Source organism: Streptomyces sp. NPDC013457, from assembly GCF_043089925.1.
In the GTDB taxonomy this organism is placed as follows: Bacteria; Actinomycetota; Actinomycetes; order Streptomycetales; family Streptomycetaceae; genus Streptomyces.
The window spans coordinates 249,358-266,470 of sequence record NZ_JBICBL010000011.1; the positions used below are offsets into that span (position 1 = coordinate 249,358).

At 70.4% G+C, this 17,113-nt stretch carries 15 protein-coding genes, 1 tRNA gene and 1 riboswitch; of the genes, 12 read left to right on the forward strand and 4 right to left on the reverse strand.

Annotated features, from left to right (window positions below; translation table 11 throughout):
* Positions 1-80 precede the first annotated feature (80 nt).
* The 9 genes from ACF1G2_RS28430 (at position 81) to ACF1G2_RS28470 (ending at position 10,606) form a co-directional block, all read left to right on the forward strand.
* A complete protein-coding gene (locus ACF1G2_RS28430) occupies positions 81-1,358 on the forward strand; it encodes a cytochrome P450 (RefSeq protein ID WP_391801024.1) in 1,278 nt (425 codons plus the stop codon).
* Between the two features lie 179 nt (positions 1,359-1,537).
* Entirely contained in the window at positions 1,538-2,494 is a 957-nt protein-coding gene (locus ACF1G2_RS28435) for a transglycosylase family protein (protein ID WP_391801025.1), read from the forward strand.
* 258 nt (positions 2,495-2,752) lie between these two features.
* Positions 2,753-2,928: riboswitch (cyclic di-AMP (ydaO/yuaA leader) on the forward strand.
* Positions 2,929-2,931: 3 nt separating this feature from the next.
* Complete coding sequence (locus ACF1G2_RS28440) at positions 2,932-3,618, forward strand: transglycosylase family protein (RefSeq protein ID WP_391801026.1); 687 nt, start codon at positions 2,932-2,934, stop codon at positions 3,616-3,618.
* Between the two features lie 383 nt (positions 3,619-4,001).
* On the forward strand, positions 4,002-5,288 hold the full coding sequence (gene eno, locus ACF1G2_RS28445; protein ID WP_352188521.1) for a phosphopyruvate hydratase: 1,287 nt from the start codon (positions 4,002-4,004) through the stop codon (positions 5,286-5,288).
* A 98-nt stretch (positions 5,289-5,386) separates the two neighbouring features.
* The gene (locus tag ACF1G2_RS28450) at positions 5,387-5,860 is read left to right on the forward strand and encodes a septum formation initiator family protein (protein WP_391801027.1); all 474 of its coding nucleotides are present in this window, start codon (positions 5,387-5,389) and stop codon (positions 5,858-5,860) included.
* A gap of 77 nt (positions 5,861-5,937) precedes the next feature.
* Entirely contained in the window at positions 5,938-6,477 is a 540-nt protein-coding gene (locus ACF1G2_RS28455) for a DUF501 domain-containing protein (RefSeq protein ID WP_391801028.1), read from the forward strand.
* On the forward strand, positions 6,474-7,388 hold the full coding sequence (locus ACF1G2_RS28460; RefSeq protein ID WP_391801029.1) for an exopolyphosphatase: 915 nt from the start codon (positions 6,474-6,476) through the stop codon (positions 7,386-7,388). The genes ACF1G2_RS28455 and ACF1G2_RS28460 overlap by 4 nt, the downstream gene beginning before the upstream one ends.
* A gap of 369 nt (positions 7,389-7,757) precedes the next feature.
* On the forward strand, positions 7,758-9,137 hold the full coding sequence (locus tag ACF1G2_RS28465; RefSeq protein WP_361672038.1) for an NAD(P)/FAD-dependent oxidoreductase: 1,380 nt from the start codon (positions 7,758-7,760) through the stop codon (positions 9,135-9,137).
* Positions 9,138-9,313: 176 nt separating this feature from the next.
* Positions 9,314-10,606, forward strand: a complete 1,293-nt coding sequence (locus ACF1G2_RS28470; protein ID WP_391801030.1) for a class I SAM-dependent methyltransferase — start codon at positions 9,314-9,316, stop codon at positions 10,604-10,606.
* A 101-nt stretch (positions 10,607-10,707) separates the two neighbouring features.
* On the opposite strand, the gene ACF1G2_RS28475 is transcribed toward ACF1G2_RS28470, so the two are convergent.
* Together ACF1G2_RS28475 and ACF1G2_RS28480 are read right to left on the reverse strand one after the other, a co-directional pair.
* The gene (locus tag ACF1G2_RS28475) at positions 10,708-13,239 is read right to left on the reverse strand and encodes an ABC transporter permease (protein WP_391801031.1); all 2,532 of its coding nucleotides are present in this window, start codon (positions 13,237-13,239) and stop codon (positions 10,708-10,710) included.
* Positions 13,240-13,322: 83 nt separating this feature from the next.
* A complete protein-coding gene (locus ACF1G2_RS28480; protein ID WP_352188528.1) occupies positions 13,323-14,093 on the reverse strand; it encodes an ABC transporter ATP-binding protein in 771 nt (256 codons plus the stop codon).
* A 388-nt stretch (positions 14,094-14,481) separates the two neighbouring features.
* On the opposite strand from ACF1G2_RS28480, the gene ACF1G2_RS28485 reads away from it, so the two are divergent.
* Positions 14,482-14,563, forward strand: a tRNA-Leu gene (locus ACF1G2_RS28485).
* Between the two features lie 132 nt (positions 14,564-14,695).
* Positions 14,696-15,583, forward strand: a complete 888-nt coding sequence (locus ACF1G2_RS28490) for a Bax inhibitor-1/YccA family protein (RefSeq protein WP_391801032.1) — start codon at positions 14,696-14,698, stop codon at positions 15,581-15,583.
* A 135-nt stretch (positions 15,584-15,718) separates the two neighbouring features.
* Here ACF1G2_RS28490 and ACF1G2_RS28495 read toward each other — a convergent pair whose 3' ends face one another.
* Together ACF1G2_RS28495 and ACF1G2_RS28500 are read right to left on the reverse strand one after the other, a co-directional pair.
* Positions 15,719-16,282, reverse strand: a complete 564-nt coding sequence (locus ACF1G2_RS28495; RefSeq protein ID WP_391801033.1) for a TetR/AcrR family transcriptional regulator — start codon at positions 16,280-16,282, stop codon at positions 15,719-15,721.
* Between the two features lie 139 nt (positions 16,283-16,421).
* Positions 16,422-16,652: a DUF4287 domain-containing protein gene (locus tag ACF1G2_RS28500; RefSeq protein WP_352188531.1), complete on the reverse strand. Its 231-nt coding sequence runs from the start codon at positions 16,650-16,652 to the stop codon at positions 16,422-16,424.
* Positions 16,653-16,752: 100 nt separating this feature from the next.
* On the opposite strand from ACF1G2_RS28500, the gene ACF1G2_RS28505 reads away from it, so the two are divergent.
* A complete protein-coding gene (locus ACF1G2_RS28505) occupies positions 16,753-17,094 on the forward strand; it encodes a hypothetical protein (protein ID WP_391801034.1) in 342 nt (113 codons plus the stop codon).
* Positions 17,095-17,113 lie beyond the last annotated feature (19 nt).

Sequence of the window (17,113 nt, forward strand, 5' to 3'; positions counted from 1 at the left end):
GGCGGCGGCCCCGAGGCCGGTGCGCGGTGACGGTCGCGGGCCCGGAGGTCGCTGCGGCGGTGACCTTGTACCGTCTCAGGGTGAGCACGACCCCCGCCGACCAGCCCGCCGAGCCTCCGGCTCGGACCCCCGCTCCCGAACTCTTCACCTGGGAGTTCGCGACCGATCCGTACCCCGCCTACTCCTGGCTGCGCGAGCACGCGCCCGTGCACCGGGCGAAGCTGCCCAGCGGGGTCGAGGCCTGGCTCGTGACCCGTTACGCCGACGCCCGTCAGGCCCTCGCCGACCAGCGGCTGTCGAAGAACCCCGCGCATCACGACGAGCCCGCGCACGCCAAGGGGAAGACGGGGATCCCGGGGGAGCGCAAGGCCGAGCTGATGACACATCTGCTCAACATCGACCCACCCGACCACACCCGGCTGCGCAGGCTGGTCTCCAAGGCGTTCACCCCGCGCCGGGTCGCCGAGTTCGCCCCCCGGGTCCAGGAGCTCACGGACCGGCTGATCGACTCCTTCGCGGCGAAGGGCGAGGCCGACCTCATCCACGAGTTCGCCTTCCCGCTGCCCATCTACGCGATCTGCGACCTGCTCGGCGTGCCGCCCGAGGACCAGGACGACTTCCGGGACTGGGCCGGGATGATGATCCGGCACGGCGGAGGGCCGCGCGGCGGGGTGGCGCGGTCGGTCAAGAAGATGCGCGGGTATCTGGCGGAGCTGATCCACCGCAAGCGGCTCGACCCCGGCGACGACCTGATCTCCGGGCTCATCAAGGCGTCCGACCACGGCGAGCACCTCACCGAGAACGAGGCCGCCGCGATGGCCTTCATCCTGCTCTTCGCCGGCTTCGAGACGACGGTCAACCTGGTGGGCAACGGGGTCTACGCCCTGCTGCGCAATCCCGGCCAGCGCGAGCGCCTCCAGGCCTCGCTCGCGGCGGGGGAGCGGGGACTCCTGGAGACCGGTGTCGAGGAGCTGCTGCGCTACGACGGGCCGGTGGAGCTGGCGACCTGGCGGTACGCCATGGAGCCGCTGACGATCGGGGGGCAGGAGATCCCGGCGGGCGACCCGGTCCTCGTCGTGCTCGCCGCCGCCGACCGCGACCCGGCGCGCTTCGACGAGCCGGACACGCTCGACCTCTCCCGGCGCGACAACCAGCACCTCGGCTACGGGCACGGCATCCACTACTGCATCGGCGCCCCGCTCGCCCGGCTCGAAGGCCAGATCGCGCTCGCGACGCTGTTGACTCGCCTGCCAGACCTGCGACTTGCCGTGGATCCGGCCGATCTGCGGTGGCGCGGAGGGCTCATCATGCGTGGATTGCGCACGCTTCCGGTCGAGTTCTCCCCTTTGGGTGGCTGACGGACCGTCAAGATTGTGACTTTCGCGTGATCTCCGCTGCATCGACTTGTTACTGACGTTCGAATGCCGCTACGTTCACCGTCACCTCAGCAGTCACGCGAAAGGCCCTCCCCATGCGCTCCGGGAACGGACGACACCGCAGACCCCGCCAGGCCCCCGCCATCGTTGTCGCCGCAGGCGTGACGGGATCGGCCCTGGCACTTCCCCTCCTCGGTGCGGGCTCGGCGTCCGCCGCCGACACCGCCACCTGGGACCGGGTGGCCGAGTGCGAGTCGGGCGGCCTGTGGAGTGCCCACTTCGGCAACGGGCTCTACGGAGGTCTGCAGTTCACCCAGGAGAGCTGGGAGCGGCACGGCGGACTCGCGTACGCGACCAGTGCGGATCTGGCCAGCCGCGCCCAGCAGATCGCGGTGGCGGAGAGGGCGTTCGCCGCGGGCGACACGCAGTGGGCCACCTGCGCCCCGATCGCCGGTCTGACGAAGGACGGCGCGAAGCCGGACGTCGACCCGGGCCCGGCCGTGAAGCCGGCGGAGCCCACGGGCCCCCTTCCCGAGTCGAACCGGACCGCGGGGATGCCGGCCGGCGACGGGACGGGCTCGCCCGACGCCGACGCCTCCGAGGGCGCCACTCCGGGCAACGGGAACGGCGACGAGGAGGGTGAGCCGTCCGCCACTCCCGAGCCGTCCACCACACCCACCGCGCCGAGCACGTCGGCGACCCCGGGCACGGGGAAGCACCGCGGTGACGCAGCCCCGGAGGAATCGGTCATACCGGGCAAGGATGGCGAAAAGGGTCGACACGCCCTGCCGACTGACACCCCGACAACCGATGGGGGCGCCGATGTGGACGAGGTCAAGCAGGACGGTAAGGGCAACAAGGACTCTTCGGGCAGTTCGGGCACCACTGCTGGTCAGGACATCTCCGATGCAATCGGCGAATACACCGTCAAGTCGGGCGACAGTCTCTCCGTGATCGCCCAGCAGAACGAGCTCCCGGGCGGCTGGGGCGCCCTCTACGACGCCAACCGTTCGACGGTGGGTGCCGATCCGAACCTGATCCTCCCTGGCCAGAGCCTCGACCTCGGTCTCGGTTCGGCCGCCGGGCAGGGTGTCGACCAGGGCTCTGAGCAGGGGTAGTTCGAGGTTGTATGTCCGGTTCTGCGCCAGTGAGACATGGGTCTCTTTGTCTCAACTGGCGCGTCCCGTCCGCAAACTCGGCTTCCGTCACCTCTCACCTGCGTAAACACCCTTCGCCCCCTGGCGAGTGGGGGTGAAATGTCCGACCTGGGCCTCTTTGAACTTCCCCCGGGTCTGTGTCTACGGTCAGACCGCTCGCCACCGCGGGCCCCGTCGACCGAAACGCCGAATCCTGCCGTCGGCCGATGGGAACAGTCGTCGCGTCAAGCGCCGTAGGCAGGAGCGGGGGACCCAAGGTAAGTGCCGCCCCCGGCCGTTGAGACAGACGGCCGACGGACCGGCTTGGGGTGAAGCCGCGCGCAAGGTCGCGCGGCCGGGCAACTCACATGGCCCGAACCCGACAGCTCACCTCGCAGGCGTCGGTGAGGAGAAGTTCCATGCTGTTTTCCGCCAAGGGCAAACACCGTCGTGCCTCCAGGGCCACCCGCGCCGTCGCCCTCGCCGGTGTCGCCGGTGTCGCCGTCGCCGCCCCGCTGATGGCCACCGGGTCCGCCTCGGCCGCCACGGCCTCCGAGTGGGACAAGGTCGCCCAGTGCGAGTCCGGTGGCAACTGGTCCATCAACACCGGCAACGGCTACTACGGCGGCCTGCAGTTCTCGTCCTCCACCTGGGCCGCCTACGGTGGCACCGCCTACGCCGCGACCGCCGACCAGGCCTCGAAGTCGCAGCAGATCACCATCGCCGAGAAGGTCCTGGCCGGTCAGGGCAAGGGTGCCTGGCCGAGCTGCGGCGTCGGCCTCTCCAGCGCCGCCTACACCGGTGACGCCGCCGAGAGCACGCCGGCCGCCCCGAAGCAGGAGCGTCAGGCCGAGCAGCCGACGACCCGCAGCGAGACCCGGACCGCCCCGAAGAAGGCCGAGTCCAAGAAGACCGTCACCACCCCGACCGGCAAGAAGGTCAAGAAGGGCGACGGCGAGTACAAGGTCGTCGCCGGCGACACCCTGAGCACCATCGCCGCCGCCCACGACGTCAAGGGCGGCTGGGCGAAGCTCTTCGAGCTCAACAAGGACGTCGTCGAGGACGCCGACCTGATCTACCCGGGCCAGCAGCTTCACCTGAAGTGAGCCCCGCGGCTCGCGTGAGTCCGGCGGCTCACGCGGGTCCGACGACCCTCCCGCGGTGACCACCCCGGTCCGGAGCGCTTTTCCCCCGTGCGCTCCGGGCCGGGGTTCCGTGTTCCCGGGACTCCGGAGAGGGCCCCGGAGCGCGACTCCGGAGCGGGGCCCCGGAGTGGGGCCCCGGAGCGGGCGGAAACGCGGCCCCACGGGAGTTACCGCCGAGTAGTTCTGGGGGGCTTTGGCCGGAGATGCATGCCCTCGGGTCCTTTTTCGTCCCAGGGGGCGGGCGCCCGGCGGGCGGGAGCCCCGGAGCCGGTTAGGCTCTTGTCGCAAGGCCAAAGCGACCCTGCACCGCAAGCGTCACATCTAGCGTCACATCCCAGAAGGAGATGCTCGTGCCGTCCATCGACGTCGTCGTAGCCCGGGAAATCCTGGACTCCCGAGGCAACCCCACGGTCGAGGTCGAGGTCGGCCTCGACGACGGCAGCACCGGCCGTGCTGCCGTTCCGTCCGGTGCCTCCACCGGTGCGTTCGAGGCCATTGAGCTCCGTGACGGAGACAAGAACCGCTACCAGGGCAAGGGCGTCGAGAAGGCCGTCCTCGCCGTGATCGAGCAGATCGGCCCGGAGCTCGTCGGCTACGACGCCACCGAGCAGCGCCTCATCGACCAGGCCATGTTCGACCTGGACGCCACGGACAACAAGGCCTCCCTCGGCGCCAACGCCATCCTCGGCGTCTCCCTCGCCGTCGCGCACGCCGCGTCCGAGGCCTCCGACCTCCCGCTCTTCCGCTACCTCGGCGGCCCGAACGCGCACCTGCTGCCCGTTCCGATGATGAACATCCTGAACGGCGGCTCGCACGCCGACTCCAACGTGGACATCCAGGAGTTCATGATCGCGCCGATCGGCGCGGAGTCCTTCTCCGAGGCCCTGCGCTGGGGCACCGAGGTCTACCACACCCTCAAGTCCGTCCTGAAGACCAAGGGCCTGTCCACCGGCCTCGGCGACGAGGGCGGCTTCGCCCCGAACCTGGACTCCAACCGCGAGGCGCTCGACCTCATCCTGGAGGCCATCAAGCAGGCCGGCTACGTCCCGGGCAAGGACATCGCGCTGGCGCTCGACGTCGCCGCGTCCGAGTTCTACAAGGACGGCTCGTACGAGTTCGAGGGCAAGTCCCGCTCGGCCGCCGAGATGACCGAGTACTACGAGGAGCTCGTCTCCGCGTACCCGCTGGTCTCCATTGAGGACCCGCTGTTCGAGGACGACTGGGCCGGCTGGAAGGTCCTCACCGACAAGCTGGGCACCAAGGTCCAGATCGTCGGCGACGACCTCTTCGTCACCAACCCGGAGCGCCTGGCCCGCGGCATCGAGGACGGCGCCGCCAACGCGCTGCTCGTCAAGGTCAACCAGATCGGTTCGCTGACCGAGACCCTGGACGCCGTCGAGCTGGCCCAGCGCAACGGCTTCAAGTGCATGATGTCCCACCGCTCCGGCGAGACCGAGGACGTCACCATCGCCGACCTCGCCGTCGCCACCAACTGCGGCCAGATCAAGACCGGCGCCCCGGCCCGCTCCGAGCGCGTCGCCAAGTACAACCAGCTCCTGCGCATCGAGGAGATCCTCGACGACGCGGCCGTCTACGCCGGTCGCAGCGCCTTCCCGCGCTTCAAGGGCTGATCCCCGAGAACCCTCGGTTACGTCCGTCCCCGCACCCGGTCCCGTACCGTGTGCGGGGACGCACGCGTTACGGGACGACACAGGGGAGGCGACTGGAGATGGCCGCGAAGGACCGGGACCGGTTCTCGACCGCGACCAGGATCAGGCTGCTCGGCGAGCAGACCGCCGCCCGTGTCTACCGCTCCCAGACCCGCCGTCAGGCCCGCCGCTCCCGGCTCACCGGCCGGGCGGCCTTCCTCGCCCTGGTGGTCTGCTCGCTGGTCGTCGCGCTCGCGTACCCCATGCGCCAGTACGTCTCCCAGCGCGGCGAGATCGCCGAGCAGGAGCGCCAGGCCGACGACGCGGCCGCGCGGGTCGAGAGGCTGCGGGACGAGAAGGCCCGCCTCCAGGACCCCGCGTACGTCCGGCGGCTCGCCCGGGAGCACCTCCACTACGTGATGCCGGGCGAGACCGGCTTCACCGTGAACGACCCCGAGGCCGAGCATGCCCGGCGCACCGAGCAGGGTGCCGCCGAGCAGCCCTGGTACTCCGACCTCTGGGAAGGCGTCGACCGCGAGGACAGGCGCCGCTAGCGCGCCCCGCCCGGCGGTCCCGGCCCGAACCGACCTCCACCACCGACGACACTCCGACGAGAAGACAAGACGCAACGATGGAAACGCCCCCTCCGCAGACCGCACGCACCGAGCCGACCGAGGCGGACGTCGCCGCCTTCGAACAGCAGCTCGGCCGCCCGCCCCGGGGTCTGCGCGCCATCGCGCACCGCTGCCCCTGCGGCAACCCGGACGTCGTCGAGACCGCGCCGCGGCTCCCGGACGGCACCCCGTTCCCCACGACGTACTACCTGACCTGCCCCCGCGCGGCCTCCGCGATCGGCACGCTGGAGGCCAACGGGGTCATGAAGGAGATGCAGGCCCGGCTCTCCACCGACCCGGAGCTGGCCGCCGCCTACCGGGCCGCGCACGAGGACTACATCGCCCGCCGTGACGCCATCGAGGTCCTGGAGGGCTTCCCGAGCGCCGGCGGCATGCCCGACCGCGTCAAGTGCCTGCACGTCCTCGTCGGCCACTCGCTGGCCGCGGGCCCGGGCGTGAACCCGCTCGGCGACGAGGCGATCGCGATGCTGCCCGAGTGGTGGGCCAAGGGGCCCTGCGTCACGCCGTGCACGGACGAGAAGGAGTCGGCGGAGTGACCCGGGTCGCGGGCATCGACTGCGGTACGAACTCCATCCGCCTCCTGGTCGCCGACGTCCACCCCGAGACGGGTGAGCTGATCGAGCTGGACCGGCGGATGACGATCGTCCGGCTCGGGCAGGGCGTCGACCGGACCGGGCGCCTCGCGCCCGAGGCACTGGAGCGGACCTTCGCCGCCTGCCGCGAGTACGCCGCCGTCATCAAGGAACTGGGCGCCGAGAAGCTCCGCTTCGTGGCCACCTCCGCCTCTCGTGACGCCGAGAACCGCGACGAGTTCGTGGGCGGTGTCCTGGACATCCTGGGCGTCGAGCCCGAGGTGATCACCGGCGACCAGGAGGCCGAGTTCTCCTTCACCGGCGCGACGGGCGAGCTGCCCGCCTCCGAGCGGTACCTGGTCGTGGACATCGGCGGCGGCTCGACCGAGTTCGTCGTCGGCGACCGGCACGTCGAGGCCGCCCGGTCCGTCGACATCGGCTGCGTACGGCTCACCGAGCGCCATGTGCGCAGCGATCCGGCGGCCCCCGAGGAGATCGACGCGATCCGCGCCGACATCCGGGCCGCGCTCGACCTGGCCGAGGAGACCGTCCCGATCCGCTCGGCCGGGACCCTGGTCGGGCTCGCGGGTTCGGTCACCACGGTCGCCGCGATCGCGCTCGGGCTCCAGGAGTACGACTCCGAGCGGATCCACCACTCCCGCATCCCGTACGGGAAGGTCGCGGAGATCGTCGACTCGCTGGTCCGCTCCACGCACGCCGAGCGCGCCGCGATCTCCGTGATCCACCCGGGCCGGGTCGACGTCATCGTCTCCGGGGCGCTCGTCCTGCTGGAGATCATGGAGCGGACCGGCGCCCGTGAGGTCGTCGTCAGCGAGCACGACATCCTCGACGGAATCGCACTGTCCGTGGCATAACGGGCACTCGGCGGGGCGTCCGGAACGGGTCCGCCGACAAAGTTCGTGAAGTTCTTCACAAGGAAAAGGGCCCTGATGGGGGCCGCGGAGGGCCATTGGGGCCTCCAGTGCCCCTGTCGGGGCTCTTTCGCAGGCGTGGAGCCCGGTTCGCTCGATGTTTCCATCGTGTGAATGCACCCCGTGGTTCTGCGTTAACGGGGGCTCTCCAGACCAGTTCAGTAGGGGTGAACAACGTTCACCCCTGCACCTTGGTTCCTTTGCACGACCATGACCTGGGTCACGTGGGCGGCGGAGTGTAGCAGAGGTACCACCGGAGCTTGTGAAGGGGCGCACGAGCGACCCCCCTGAGAGGGGTGGATACTCGGATGCATGAGCACCACGGAGCGTCCCAGGATCCTCGTAGTAGGCGGTGGGTACGTAGGCCTGTACGCAGCTCGACGCATCCTCAAGAAGATGCGTTATGCGGAAGCGACCGTCACGGTCGTCGACCCGCGCTCGTACATGACGTACCAGCCCTTCCTCCCCGAAGCCGCCGCAGGCAGCATCTCGCCGCGCCATGTCGTCGTCCCGCTGCGACGCGTCGTGCGCGGAGCCGAGGTGCTCACCGGTCGCGTCACCAGCATCGACCAGGACCGCAAGGTCGCCACGATCGCGCCGCTCGTCGGCGAGGCGTACGACCTGCCGTTCGACTACCTGGTCATCGCGATGGGCGCGGTCTCCCGTACCTTCCCGATCCCCGGCCTGGCCGAGCAGGGCATCGGCATGAAGGGCGTGGAGGAGGCCATCGGCCTCCGCAACCACGTCCTGGAGCAGCTCGACAAGGCCGACTCCACGACCAACGAGGAGGTCCGCCGCAAGGCGCTGACCTTCGTCTTCGTGGGCGGCGGCTTCGCCGGCGCGGAGACCATCGGCGAGGTCGAGGACATGGCCCGCGACGCGGCGAAGTACTACACCAACGTGAAGCGCGAGGACATGCGCTTCATCCTGGTCGACGCCGCCGACAAGATCCTTCCCGAGGTCGGCCCGGAGCTGGGCCGCTGGGGCAAGGAGCACCTCGAGGGCCGCGGTGTCGAGATCTACCTCTCGACGTCCATGGACTCCTGCGTCGACGGCCACGTCGTGCTGAAGAACGGCCTCGAGGTCGACTCCAACACCATCGTGTGGACCGCCGGCGTCAAGCCCAACCCGGCGCTCTCCCGCTTCGGCCTCCCGCTCGGCCCGCGCGGCCACGTGGACGCCCAGCCGACCCTCCAGGTCACCGGCACCGACTACATCTGGACCGCGGGCGACAACGCCCAGGTTCCGGACCTCGCCGCCCGCAAGGCCGGTGTGGAGAACGCCTGGTGCCCGCCGAACGCCCAGCACGCGCTGCGTCAGGCGAAGGTCCTCGGCGACAACGTGGTCTCCGGCATGCGGGGCTTCCCGCAGAAGGAGTACAGCCACTCCAACAAGGGCGCTGTGGCGGGCCTCGGCCTCCACAAGGGCGTCGCCATGATCGTCATGGGCAAGATGAAGATCAAGCTCAAGGGCCGGCTCGCCTGGTACATGCACCGTGGCTACCACGGCATGGCCGTGCCGACCTGGAACCGCAAGATCCGCGTCTTCGCCGACTGGACCCTCGCGATGTTCCTGAAGCGCGAGGTCGTCTCCCTCGGTGCCATGGAGACGCCGCGCGAGGAGTTCTACGAGGCGGCCAAGCCCGCCCCGGCTCCCGCCACCCCGGCGCAGGAGAAGGCCAAGGCCTCCTGACGCGCTGAGAGCAGTACCCGACGTCACCGAAAGGGCCGTCCGCCATCCGTGGTGCGGACGGCCCTTTCGCGTGTTTTTGCCGAGTCGTTGTGCGGCGGCGGGACTGTATTCGCCTACGGACGGTGTTTACGTGGTCACGAGCATTTCTGGGGCACGACATCACGGAGGTGTGCACCATGGCCGACGCCGCATCGCGGCTGACCACTCTCGCGGAGGACCTGCTGGGGTCCCCGCTCCCGGTGCGTCTGCGAGCCTGGGACGGCAGCGAAGCCGGACCCGCGGATGGCCCCGTCCTGATCGTCCGGGAGCGGCGCGCCCTGCGCCGGCTGCTGTGGAGGCCCGGCGAACTGGGCCTCGCGCGGGCCTGGGTGGCCGGTGAGATCGACGTCGAGGGTGATCTCTACGAGGTCCTGGATCGGCTGGCGGGGCTGTTCTGGGAGCGCGGCGAGGAGACCAGGAGCGCCCTGGCGTCCGTACGCGATCCGAAGCTGCGCACCGCGGCCGCGGCGTTCCTGAAGCTGGCCAGACCCCTGCCACCACCCGCACCGCCCGCCGAGGAGGTGCGCCGGCGCACCGGATCGCGCCACAGCAAGCGCCGCGACAAGCAGGCGATCAGTCACCACTACGACGTGGGCAACGACTTCTACGAACTGGTCCTCGGGCCGTCGATGGTCTACTCGTGCGCGTACTGGACCGAGGACGGGACCCTGGAGGACGCCCAGCGCGACAAGCTGGACCTCATCGCCCGCAAGCTGAACCTGAAGGAGGGCGACCGGCTCCTCGACGTCGGCTGCGGCTGGGGCTCGATGGCCATGCACGCGGCCCGCGAGTACGGCGCGCGGGTCGTCGGCATCACCCTCTCCCGCGAGCAGGCGACGTACGCCCGCAAGCGGATCGCCGAGGAGGGCCTGACGGACCGGATCGAGATCCGGGTCCAGGACTACCGGGACGTCAAGGACGGGCCGTACGACGCGATCTCGTCCATCGGCATGGCGGAGCACGTCGGCGAGACCCGCTACCGCGAGTACGCCGACATACTGCACGCCCTGCTCAAGCCCGGCGGCCGGCTGCTCAACCACCAGATCTCCCGCCGCCCCGAGCCGGACGAGGAGGCCTACCGGATCGACCCCTTCATCGACGCGTACGTCTTCCCCGACGGCGAACTCGCCCCGATGGGACGCACGCTGACGACGCTGGAGGACGCCGGCTTCGAGGTGCGTGACGTGGAGGCGATCCGCGAGCACTACGCCCTGACGCTGCGCCGCTGGGTGGCCAATCTGGAGGGCGACTGGGCCCGTGCCGTACGGAGCACCTCACCGGGCCGGGCGCGGATCTGGCGGCTCTACATGGCGGCCTGCGCGGTCTCCTTCGAGCGCAACCGGATCGGTGTGAACCAGTTCCTCGCTGTGAAGACACCGGAGTCGGGGACCTCGGGCGTCGCGCTGCGGCCGCGGGTGTGGAACGAGTAGGCGTGACCCACTGACACGCCGACCCGCTGCCCGCTCGGCCGCTGAGACGCGAAGGGCCGGGCTCCCGTGGGGGAGCCCGGCCCTTCGCCCTGCGTGCGCTGCTACTCGGTCTTGATGGCCGTCAGCATGTTGAGCTTCGCGGCGCTGCGGGCCGGCCACAGGGAGGCCAGGACGCCGACCAGTCCGGCCAGGACCAGGAAGACCCCGATCCGGTCCCAGGGCAGCACCAGCGCGTAGCCCGGCAGGCTGCTCTTGAACGTCTCGCCGATCGCCCAGCCGAGGAACGAGCCGAGACCGATTCCGACGACCGCGCCGAAGAGCGAGATGACCACGGCCTCCAGACGGACCATCCGCTTCACGCGGCGTCGGTCGAGACCGATCGCCCGCAGCATGCCGATCTCCTGCTGACGCTCGAAGACGGACATGGCCAGGGTGTTCACGACGCCCAGGACCGCGATGATCAGGGCCATCGCCAGCAGGCCGTACATGATGTTCAGGAGCATGTTGATCTGGCCGCCGAACAGGTCACGGATGTCCTTCTGGTCCATGACGGTGATGGCCGGGTTGTCGCCCATGGCCTTCGCGATCGCCTTCTCGTTGGCCGCGGAGGCGCCGCCGTCCATCGAGACGAAGATCTGCGGGATGTACGACTGCTGCTCGTGGGCGGTGATGGTCTTCGCGTCGATCACGACCGGCGAGACGAACTCGCTGTCCTCGAAGATCGCGCCGACCGTCAGCTTCCCCTTCTTCTTGTCGCCGAACTCGACCGGCAGCGTGTCGCCGACCTTCCAGCCCTGCTTGGCCGCGGTCTTCTCCGCGATCGCGATCTGCCCCTCGCCGAGCGAGTTCAGCGAACCCTTCACGGTGTCGAGCTTGATCAGCTTCTCGATGTCGCCGGGGGTGACACCGGAGGCGGAGACGTCCTTGCCCTTGAGCGTGAACCAGCCGGCCAGCTGCGGCGAGACGGCCGTGGCGCCGGGGGTCTTCTCGATCGCGGCCAGCGTGTCGGTGTTCATGCCCTCGCCGGAGGCCATGGAGATCATGTAGTCGGCGCGGATCTGCTCCGTCGTCATCTTGTCCAGCGCCGCGCCGACCGTCGTACCGAGCACGGACAGGCCGGTGACCAGGGTCAGGCCGATGGCGAGCGCGGAGGCGGTGGCGCCGGTACGGCGCGGGTTGCGGACCGCGTTGAGTCCGGCGAGCTTGCCGGAGACCCCGAAGAGGCCGACGAAGAGCGGGCGGATCAGGGCGATCACCGGGCGGGAGAGCAGCGGGATCAGCACGATCACACCGACGAGGGTGACGAAGGCGCCGCCCGCGATGTACATCCGGCCGTCGTCGCCGCCGGTGCCGGCGCCGAGCACGATGAGGACCACACCGAGCGCGGTGAGCGCGGCGCCGATGGAGTTGCGGACCACCAGCGACTTGGTCGTCGCCGCGGCGTGGACGCTGCTCATGGCGGCGACCGGCGGGATCTTCGCGGCGCGGCGGCCGGGCAGCCAGGCGGCGAACATGGTGATCAGGACACCGACGGCGAGCGCGGCGACGAGCGGGGCGGCGGTGAGGACCAGCGGGCCGCCCGGCACCTTCAGGTCGAAGGCGTTCATGCCCGAGCGCAGTCCGACGGCCATCGCGATGCCGAGGCCGTAGCCGACGACCGAGGCCACCAGGCCGACCAGTCCGGCCTCGGCGAGGACGGAACGGGTGATCTGCTTGCGCGAGGCGCCGACGGCGCGCATCAGCGCGAGCTCCCTGGTGCGCTGGGCGACCAGCATGGTGAAGGTGTTGGCGATCAGGAAGACGCCGACGAAGAGGGCGATGCCGGCGAAGCCCAGCAGCACCTGCTTCAGCGCGCCGAGCCCGGCCTCGATGTCCTCGGCCTGCTGGTCGGCGAGCGCCTGGCCGGTCTGGGCCGTGGCGGCCTTCGGGACGACCTTCAGGACCTCGTCCAGGAGCTTGTCGGCGTCCGTGCCGGGGGTCGCGGCGATGGTGGCGCTGCGGTAGAAGCCCTCCTTCACGAACTGCTTCTGCGCGACGGAGTTGTCGAAGAGGACCAGGCTGCCGCCGGCGCTGACCGCGCCGTCCTCGGTGGTGAAGACACCGGAGAGCGTGTACTCCTTCACCGGGCCGTTGGTGGCCACGCGGACGCGGTCGCCCACCTGGTAGCCGCCCTTGGCCGCGGTGTCCTTGTCGAGCGCGATCTGCCCGTCCTCGACCGGGCCGGCGCCCTGGACGAAGTCGTACGCCCGGTCCTTGCCGTCGGCGCCCGGGGCGAAGTTGGTGCCCTTGTTGGACCAGCCGACGCCGATCAGCTTGCCGTCCTTGTCGGGCACGCCGGCGAAGCCGTCGACCCGTCCGGTGACGGAGTCGACGCCGTCGAGCTTGCCGAGGCGGTCGACGACGCTCTGGGAGAGGCCGGGCTCCTTGGCGGCCTCCGCCGGGTTCGGGTAGTGCTCCACGGCGACGGCCACGTCGTCGTAGCTCTTGGCCGACTGGCTGCGGAAGGCTTGGGAGAGGGTGTCGGTGAAGACCAGGGTGCCGGAGACGAAGGCGACGCCGAGCATGACGGCGAGCACGGTCATCAGCAGCCGGGCCTTGTGCGCGAGCACGTTGCGCAAGGCGGTACGGAACATGTGTGTGTCCTGGGGTGGGAGCCCCCGAGTCGGGGGCGGAACGTCGAAGGGCCGCGGACCGGGGCGTCAGCCCCGGGGGTGCCTCAGCTCGTGCGGCCCTTGGCGTCGAAGGCCTTCATGCGGTCCAGCACGCCGTCCGCCGTCGGGGCGATCATCTCGTCGACGATCCGGCCGTCCGCGAGGAAGATCACCCGGTCCGCGTAGGACGCGGCGACCGGGTCGTGGGTGACCATGACGACCGTCTGGCCCAGTTCCCGTACCGAGTTGCGCAGGAAGCCCAGGACCTCGGCGCCGGAGCGCGAGTCCAGGTTTCCGGTCGGCTCGTCACCGAAGATGATCTCGGGGCGCGAGGCCAGGGCGCGGGCCACGGCGACGCGCTGCTGCTGGCCGCCGGAGAGCTGCGTGGGACGGTGGCTCAGCCGGCCGGACAGGCCGATCATGTCGATGACCTTCTCCACCCACTGCTTGTCGGGCTTGCGGCCCGCGATGTCCATCGGCAGCGTGATGTTCTCCAGCGCCGTCAGCGTCGGCAGCAGGTTGAACGCCTGGAAGATGAAGCCGATCTTGTCCCGGCGCAGCTGCGTGAGCTGCTTGTCCTTGAGGGTGCCGAGCTCGGTCTCGCCCAGGCGCACCGATCCGGAGCTGAAGGAGTCCAGGCCCGCGACGCAGTGCATCAGGGTCGACTTGCCGGAGCCGGAGGGGCCCATGATCGCGGTGAACTCGCCCTGCCGGAAGTCCACGGTGACCCGGTCCAGGGCGACCACCTGGGTCTCGCCCTGTCCGTAGACCTTCGAGAGATCCGTGGCGCGGGCGGCCACCGCGGTGGCGCGGGAGACGGTGGGGGTGGTGGTCACGAGGGACTCCTGTCACTGCGAGGTGTTCGGGAACCACTCCATCGTGTCGAGCGTTGAGGCCCGGGTCGTCCGCCCACATGCCCGTTCCCGGGGGCGACTCGAGTCGGACCGGGAGGGCGGGGTCTCCTCCTGAGGTATGACGGGACCCCTGAGAGGTCGGTACCCCGGGGGAGTGTGCCGCTCCGGGCGTGTCCAGGCGGCGACTTTCCGTCATTCCGGTGGCCGGGCCTTTGCGGCCGGGAGCCCTGTCACACTCCGTCAGACCAGGCCCCACCTGCACTGACGCACACTCAGGCGTCAATAAAATAAGACAACATCGGGCCAGCGTTCCGCTGAACGAGCGACGCATCCCGATAGGCTCATGTGCCGACGCGGAGCCGCGCGCCATGCCCGGATGGTGGAATGCAGACACGGCGAGCTTAAACCTCGCTGGCCTTCGGGCCGTACCGGTTCGAGTCCGGTTCCGGGCACAGCTCACCGCCGTCGCCCCCCGGCGTCTCCCTAACGATCTCGGAAAGATCCTCCCCGAGCACTAGGGAGTTTCTTTTGCTTCCCGATTACTCTTGACGCAAGGCCGCGCAGTGCGGCCATGGAGGAGTGAGATGAGGAGCAGTAACCCGGTCTTCTCGCGACGGGGGTTCAGCCGCGACAACGGCCACGCCGGCTTCACACCGCCGCCGCAGCCGCAGGCCGGGGGCCCCGCCGTCGGAACCGACCCGTACGCACAGGGCGCGGCGAATCCGTACGCGACCAACCCGTACGCCCAGGACACCCAGCTCGGCGCCCCGGAGCAGACCCGCGGCAACGTGATGACGATCGACGACGTCGTGAGCCGTACGGCCATGACGCTCGGCACGGTCGTGATCTTCGCGGCCCTGTCGTGGATCGTCATGCCGGTCGACCCGGAGAACCTCGGCAAGTCCTACGGGGTGGCCATCGGCGCCGCCCTGGTGGCCTTCGTCCTGGCGATGGTCCAGTCGTTCAAGCGCAAGCCGTCGCCTGCGCTGATCCTTGCCTACGCGGCTTTCGAGGGCTTCTTCCTCGGCGTCATCTCCGCTGCGGTCTCGACCTACATCTCTCCCGGTGTGGTCGCGCAGGCGGTGCTCGGCACGATGGCGGTCTTCGCCGGTGTGCTGATCGCGTACAAGATGCGCTGGATCCGCGTCACGCGCCGCTTCTACGGCTTCGTGATGGCGGCCGCGATCGGCTTCATCCTGCTGATGGCGGTCAACGCGCTCTTCTCGCTCTTCGACGGCGCCGGTGACGGCCTGGGCTTCCGCAGCGGCGGCCTCGGCATCCTCTTCGGTGTCATCGGCATCATCCTCGGTGCCTGCTTCCTCGCCCTGGACTTCAAGCAGGTCGAGGACGGCGTGAACTACGGCGCCCCGCGCGAGGAGTCCTGGCTGGCGGCCTTCGGCCTCACCCTGACCCTGGTGTGGATCTACCTGGAGATGCTGCGTCTTCTGTCGATCCTGCAGGGCGACGACTGACGCACGGGAGGTGCGCACGCACGTGCGCACACGCGAGTGTGACGAAGGGCCCGTCCGGCTTCCGCCGGGCGGGCCCTTCCGCGTCCGCGAGTGGGCCGAGGGGCTGCGGGTCGGGGCGGCGCTCGGGCGGCGCGGTCAGCCCTGGAGCGCCGCGTCCAGGAGGACCCGGGCCGCGGCCTTCGCCTGCGCCGCCGGGTCGGAAGAGCCGTCGATGCCCGCGACGACCATGGCGCCGTTGGCGAGCAGCGCCAGCTGGTCGGCCAGCTCCCCGGGCGCCCCGAGGGCGGCGGTCTGCTCGGCGAAGTACCCCCGCAGCGCCTGCTTGTGCCCGCGGGCGATGTCGGCGACGTCCGGTGAGATGCCACCCATCTCGCCGAAGGTGTTGATGAAGGCGCAGCCGCGGAAGCCGGGGTCGGCGAACCGCTCGCCGAGGTGGTCGAAGACCGCCAGGACGCGCTCGTACGGGGTGGTGGCGTGGGCGGCTCCGTGGGCGGCGATGGCCTCGCGGACGGCGCTGTCGCGGCGGTTCAGGACGGCCCACACCAGATGGTCCTTGGACGGGTAGAGCTGGTAGAGGCGCTTGAGCGAGACGCCCGACGCGGAGCGGATGGCGTCCATGCCGACCGCCTGCACCCCGCGCTCGTCGAACAGCTCCTCGGCGGCCTCCAGCAGCCGTGCCTCGGCGGTCTCGGCGTCCATGGTCTGCATGGTCCGATCACCCCTCGCGTGGGAGAACCATCGTTCTCCCACTCTACCGGGGGTGAGGGGCCCGTGCCGGGCCCCTCACCGGACACCGGTTCGGGCGACGCGGGCGCCGCCGACGAGGGTGCGGCGGGTGTCAGAGCAGTCGACGGGCCGCCCGTCGAAGGTCGTACTCGTGGATGATCGCCTTCGCGTGGCCGTACGCGAGGTCGTGCTCGCCCCGGAGCCAGCTGACCTTCTCCTCGAAGCGCACGAGGGAGGGGCCTTCCTCGACGGTGCGGAGCCAGTCGGAGATCTCACGACCGGTGCAGTGCGGGATTCGGGCGAGCAGGTTGCGGTGGGTCTCTTCGGAGAATGCGTGGGACATCGGCGCCTCCGGACGCGTGTTGCCGTGTGCTCCTTCCCGACACCGTGCCCGAGCGTCGGCGCGTTGGCAACAGTGCGTGGAGGGCGCGTAGGGTCGCGGAGTGCTCGATACGACTGAACTGACCGCCGCCGTCGAACGGTTCGCCGACCGGCTCCGGGCCGCCCCGCAGAGCCGCCTCCAGCGTGGCGCGGCCGCCGAAGGGCTCGACCTGGCCCGGCGGTTGGCGCTGTGGGCGCAGCGGATCGAGGAGCCGGAGGCGGTGGGGGACGAGGGCGGCCGGATCATGCCGGACGCGGGCGTCTTCGCCGTCGCCGACCAACTGCTCGTCGCGGGAACGGATCTGGCGGAGGCTCTGCGAACGGCCCCGGCCGGCTCCCGGGAAGGGGAACTGGGCGAGGCCGTGAGGCTGGTGCGGGATGCGGCGGCGCGCTCGGGGCTGTAGGGCGCTGTGGCCCCCCGGC

What these genes read in the sequence shown, in the direction of transcription:
- ACF1G2_RS28500 (WP_352188531.1), bottom strand. Translation starts at nt 16,652, where the DNA reads ATGTCCCACGCATTCTCCGAAGAGACCCACCGCAACCTGCTCGCCCGA.
- ACF1G2_RS28495 (WP_391801033.1), bottom strand. Translation starts at nt 16,282, where the DNA reads ATGGACGCCGAGACCGCCGAGGCACGGCTGCTGGAGGCCGCCGAGGAG.
- ACF1G2_RS28470 (WP_391801030.1), top strand. Translation starts at nt 9,314, where the DNA reads ATGGCCGACGCCGCATCGCGGCTGACCACTCTCGCGGAGGACCTGCTG.
- ACF1G2_RS28455 (WP_391801028.1), top strand. Translation starts at nt 5,938, where the DNA reads ATGGAAACGCCCCCTCCGCAGACCGCACGCACCGAGCCGACCGAGGCG.
- ACF1G2_RS28490 (WP_391801032.1), top strand. Translation starts at nt 14,696, where the DNA reads ATGAGGAGCAGTAACCCGGTCTTCTCGCGACGGGGGTTCAGCCGCGAC.
- ACF1G2_RS28475 (WP_391801031.1), bottom strand. Translation starts at nt 13,239, where the DNA reads ATGTTCCGTACCGCCTTGCGCAACGTGCTCGCGCACAAGGCCCGGCTG.
- eno (WP_352188521.1), top strand. Translation starts at nt 4,002, where the DNA reads ATGCTCGTGCCGTCCATCGACGTCGTCGTAGCCCGGGAAATCCTGGAC.
- ACF1G2_RS28465 (WP_361672038.1), top strand. Translation starts at nt 7,758, where the DNA reads ATGAGCACCACGGAGCGTCCCAGGATCCTCGTAGTAGGCGGTGGGTAC.
- ACF1G2_RS28450 (WP_391801027.1), top strand. Translation starts at nt 5,387, where the DNA reads ATGGCCGCGAAGGACCGGGACCGGTTCTCGACCGCGACCAGGATCAGG.
- ACF1G2_RS28440 (WP_391801026.1), top strand. Translation starts at nt 2,932, where the DNA reads ATGCTGTTTTCCGCCAAGGGCAAACACCGTCGTGCCTCCAGGGCCACC.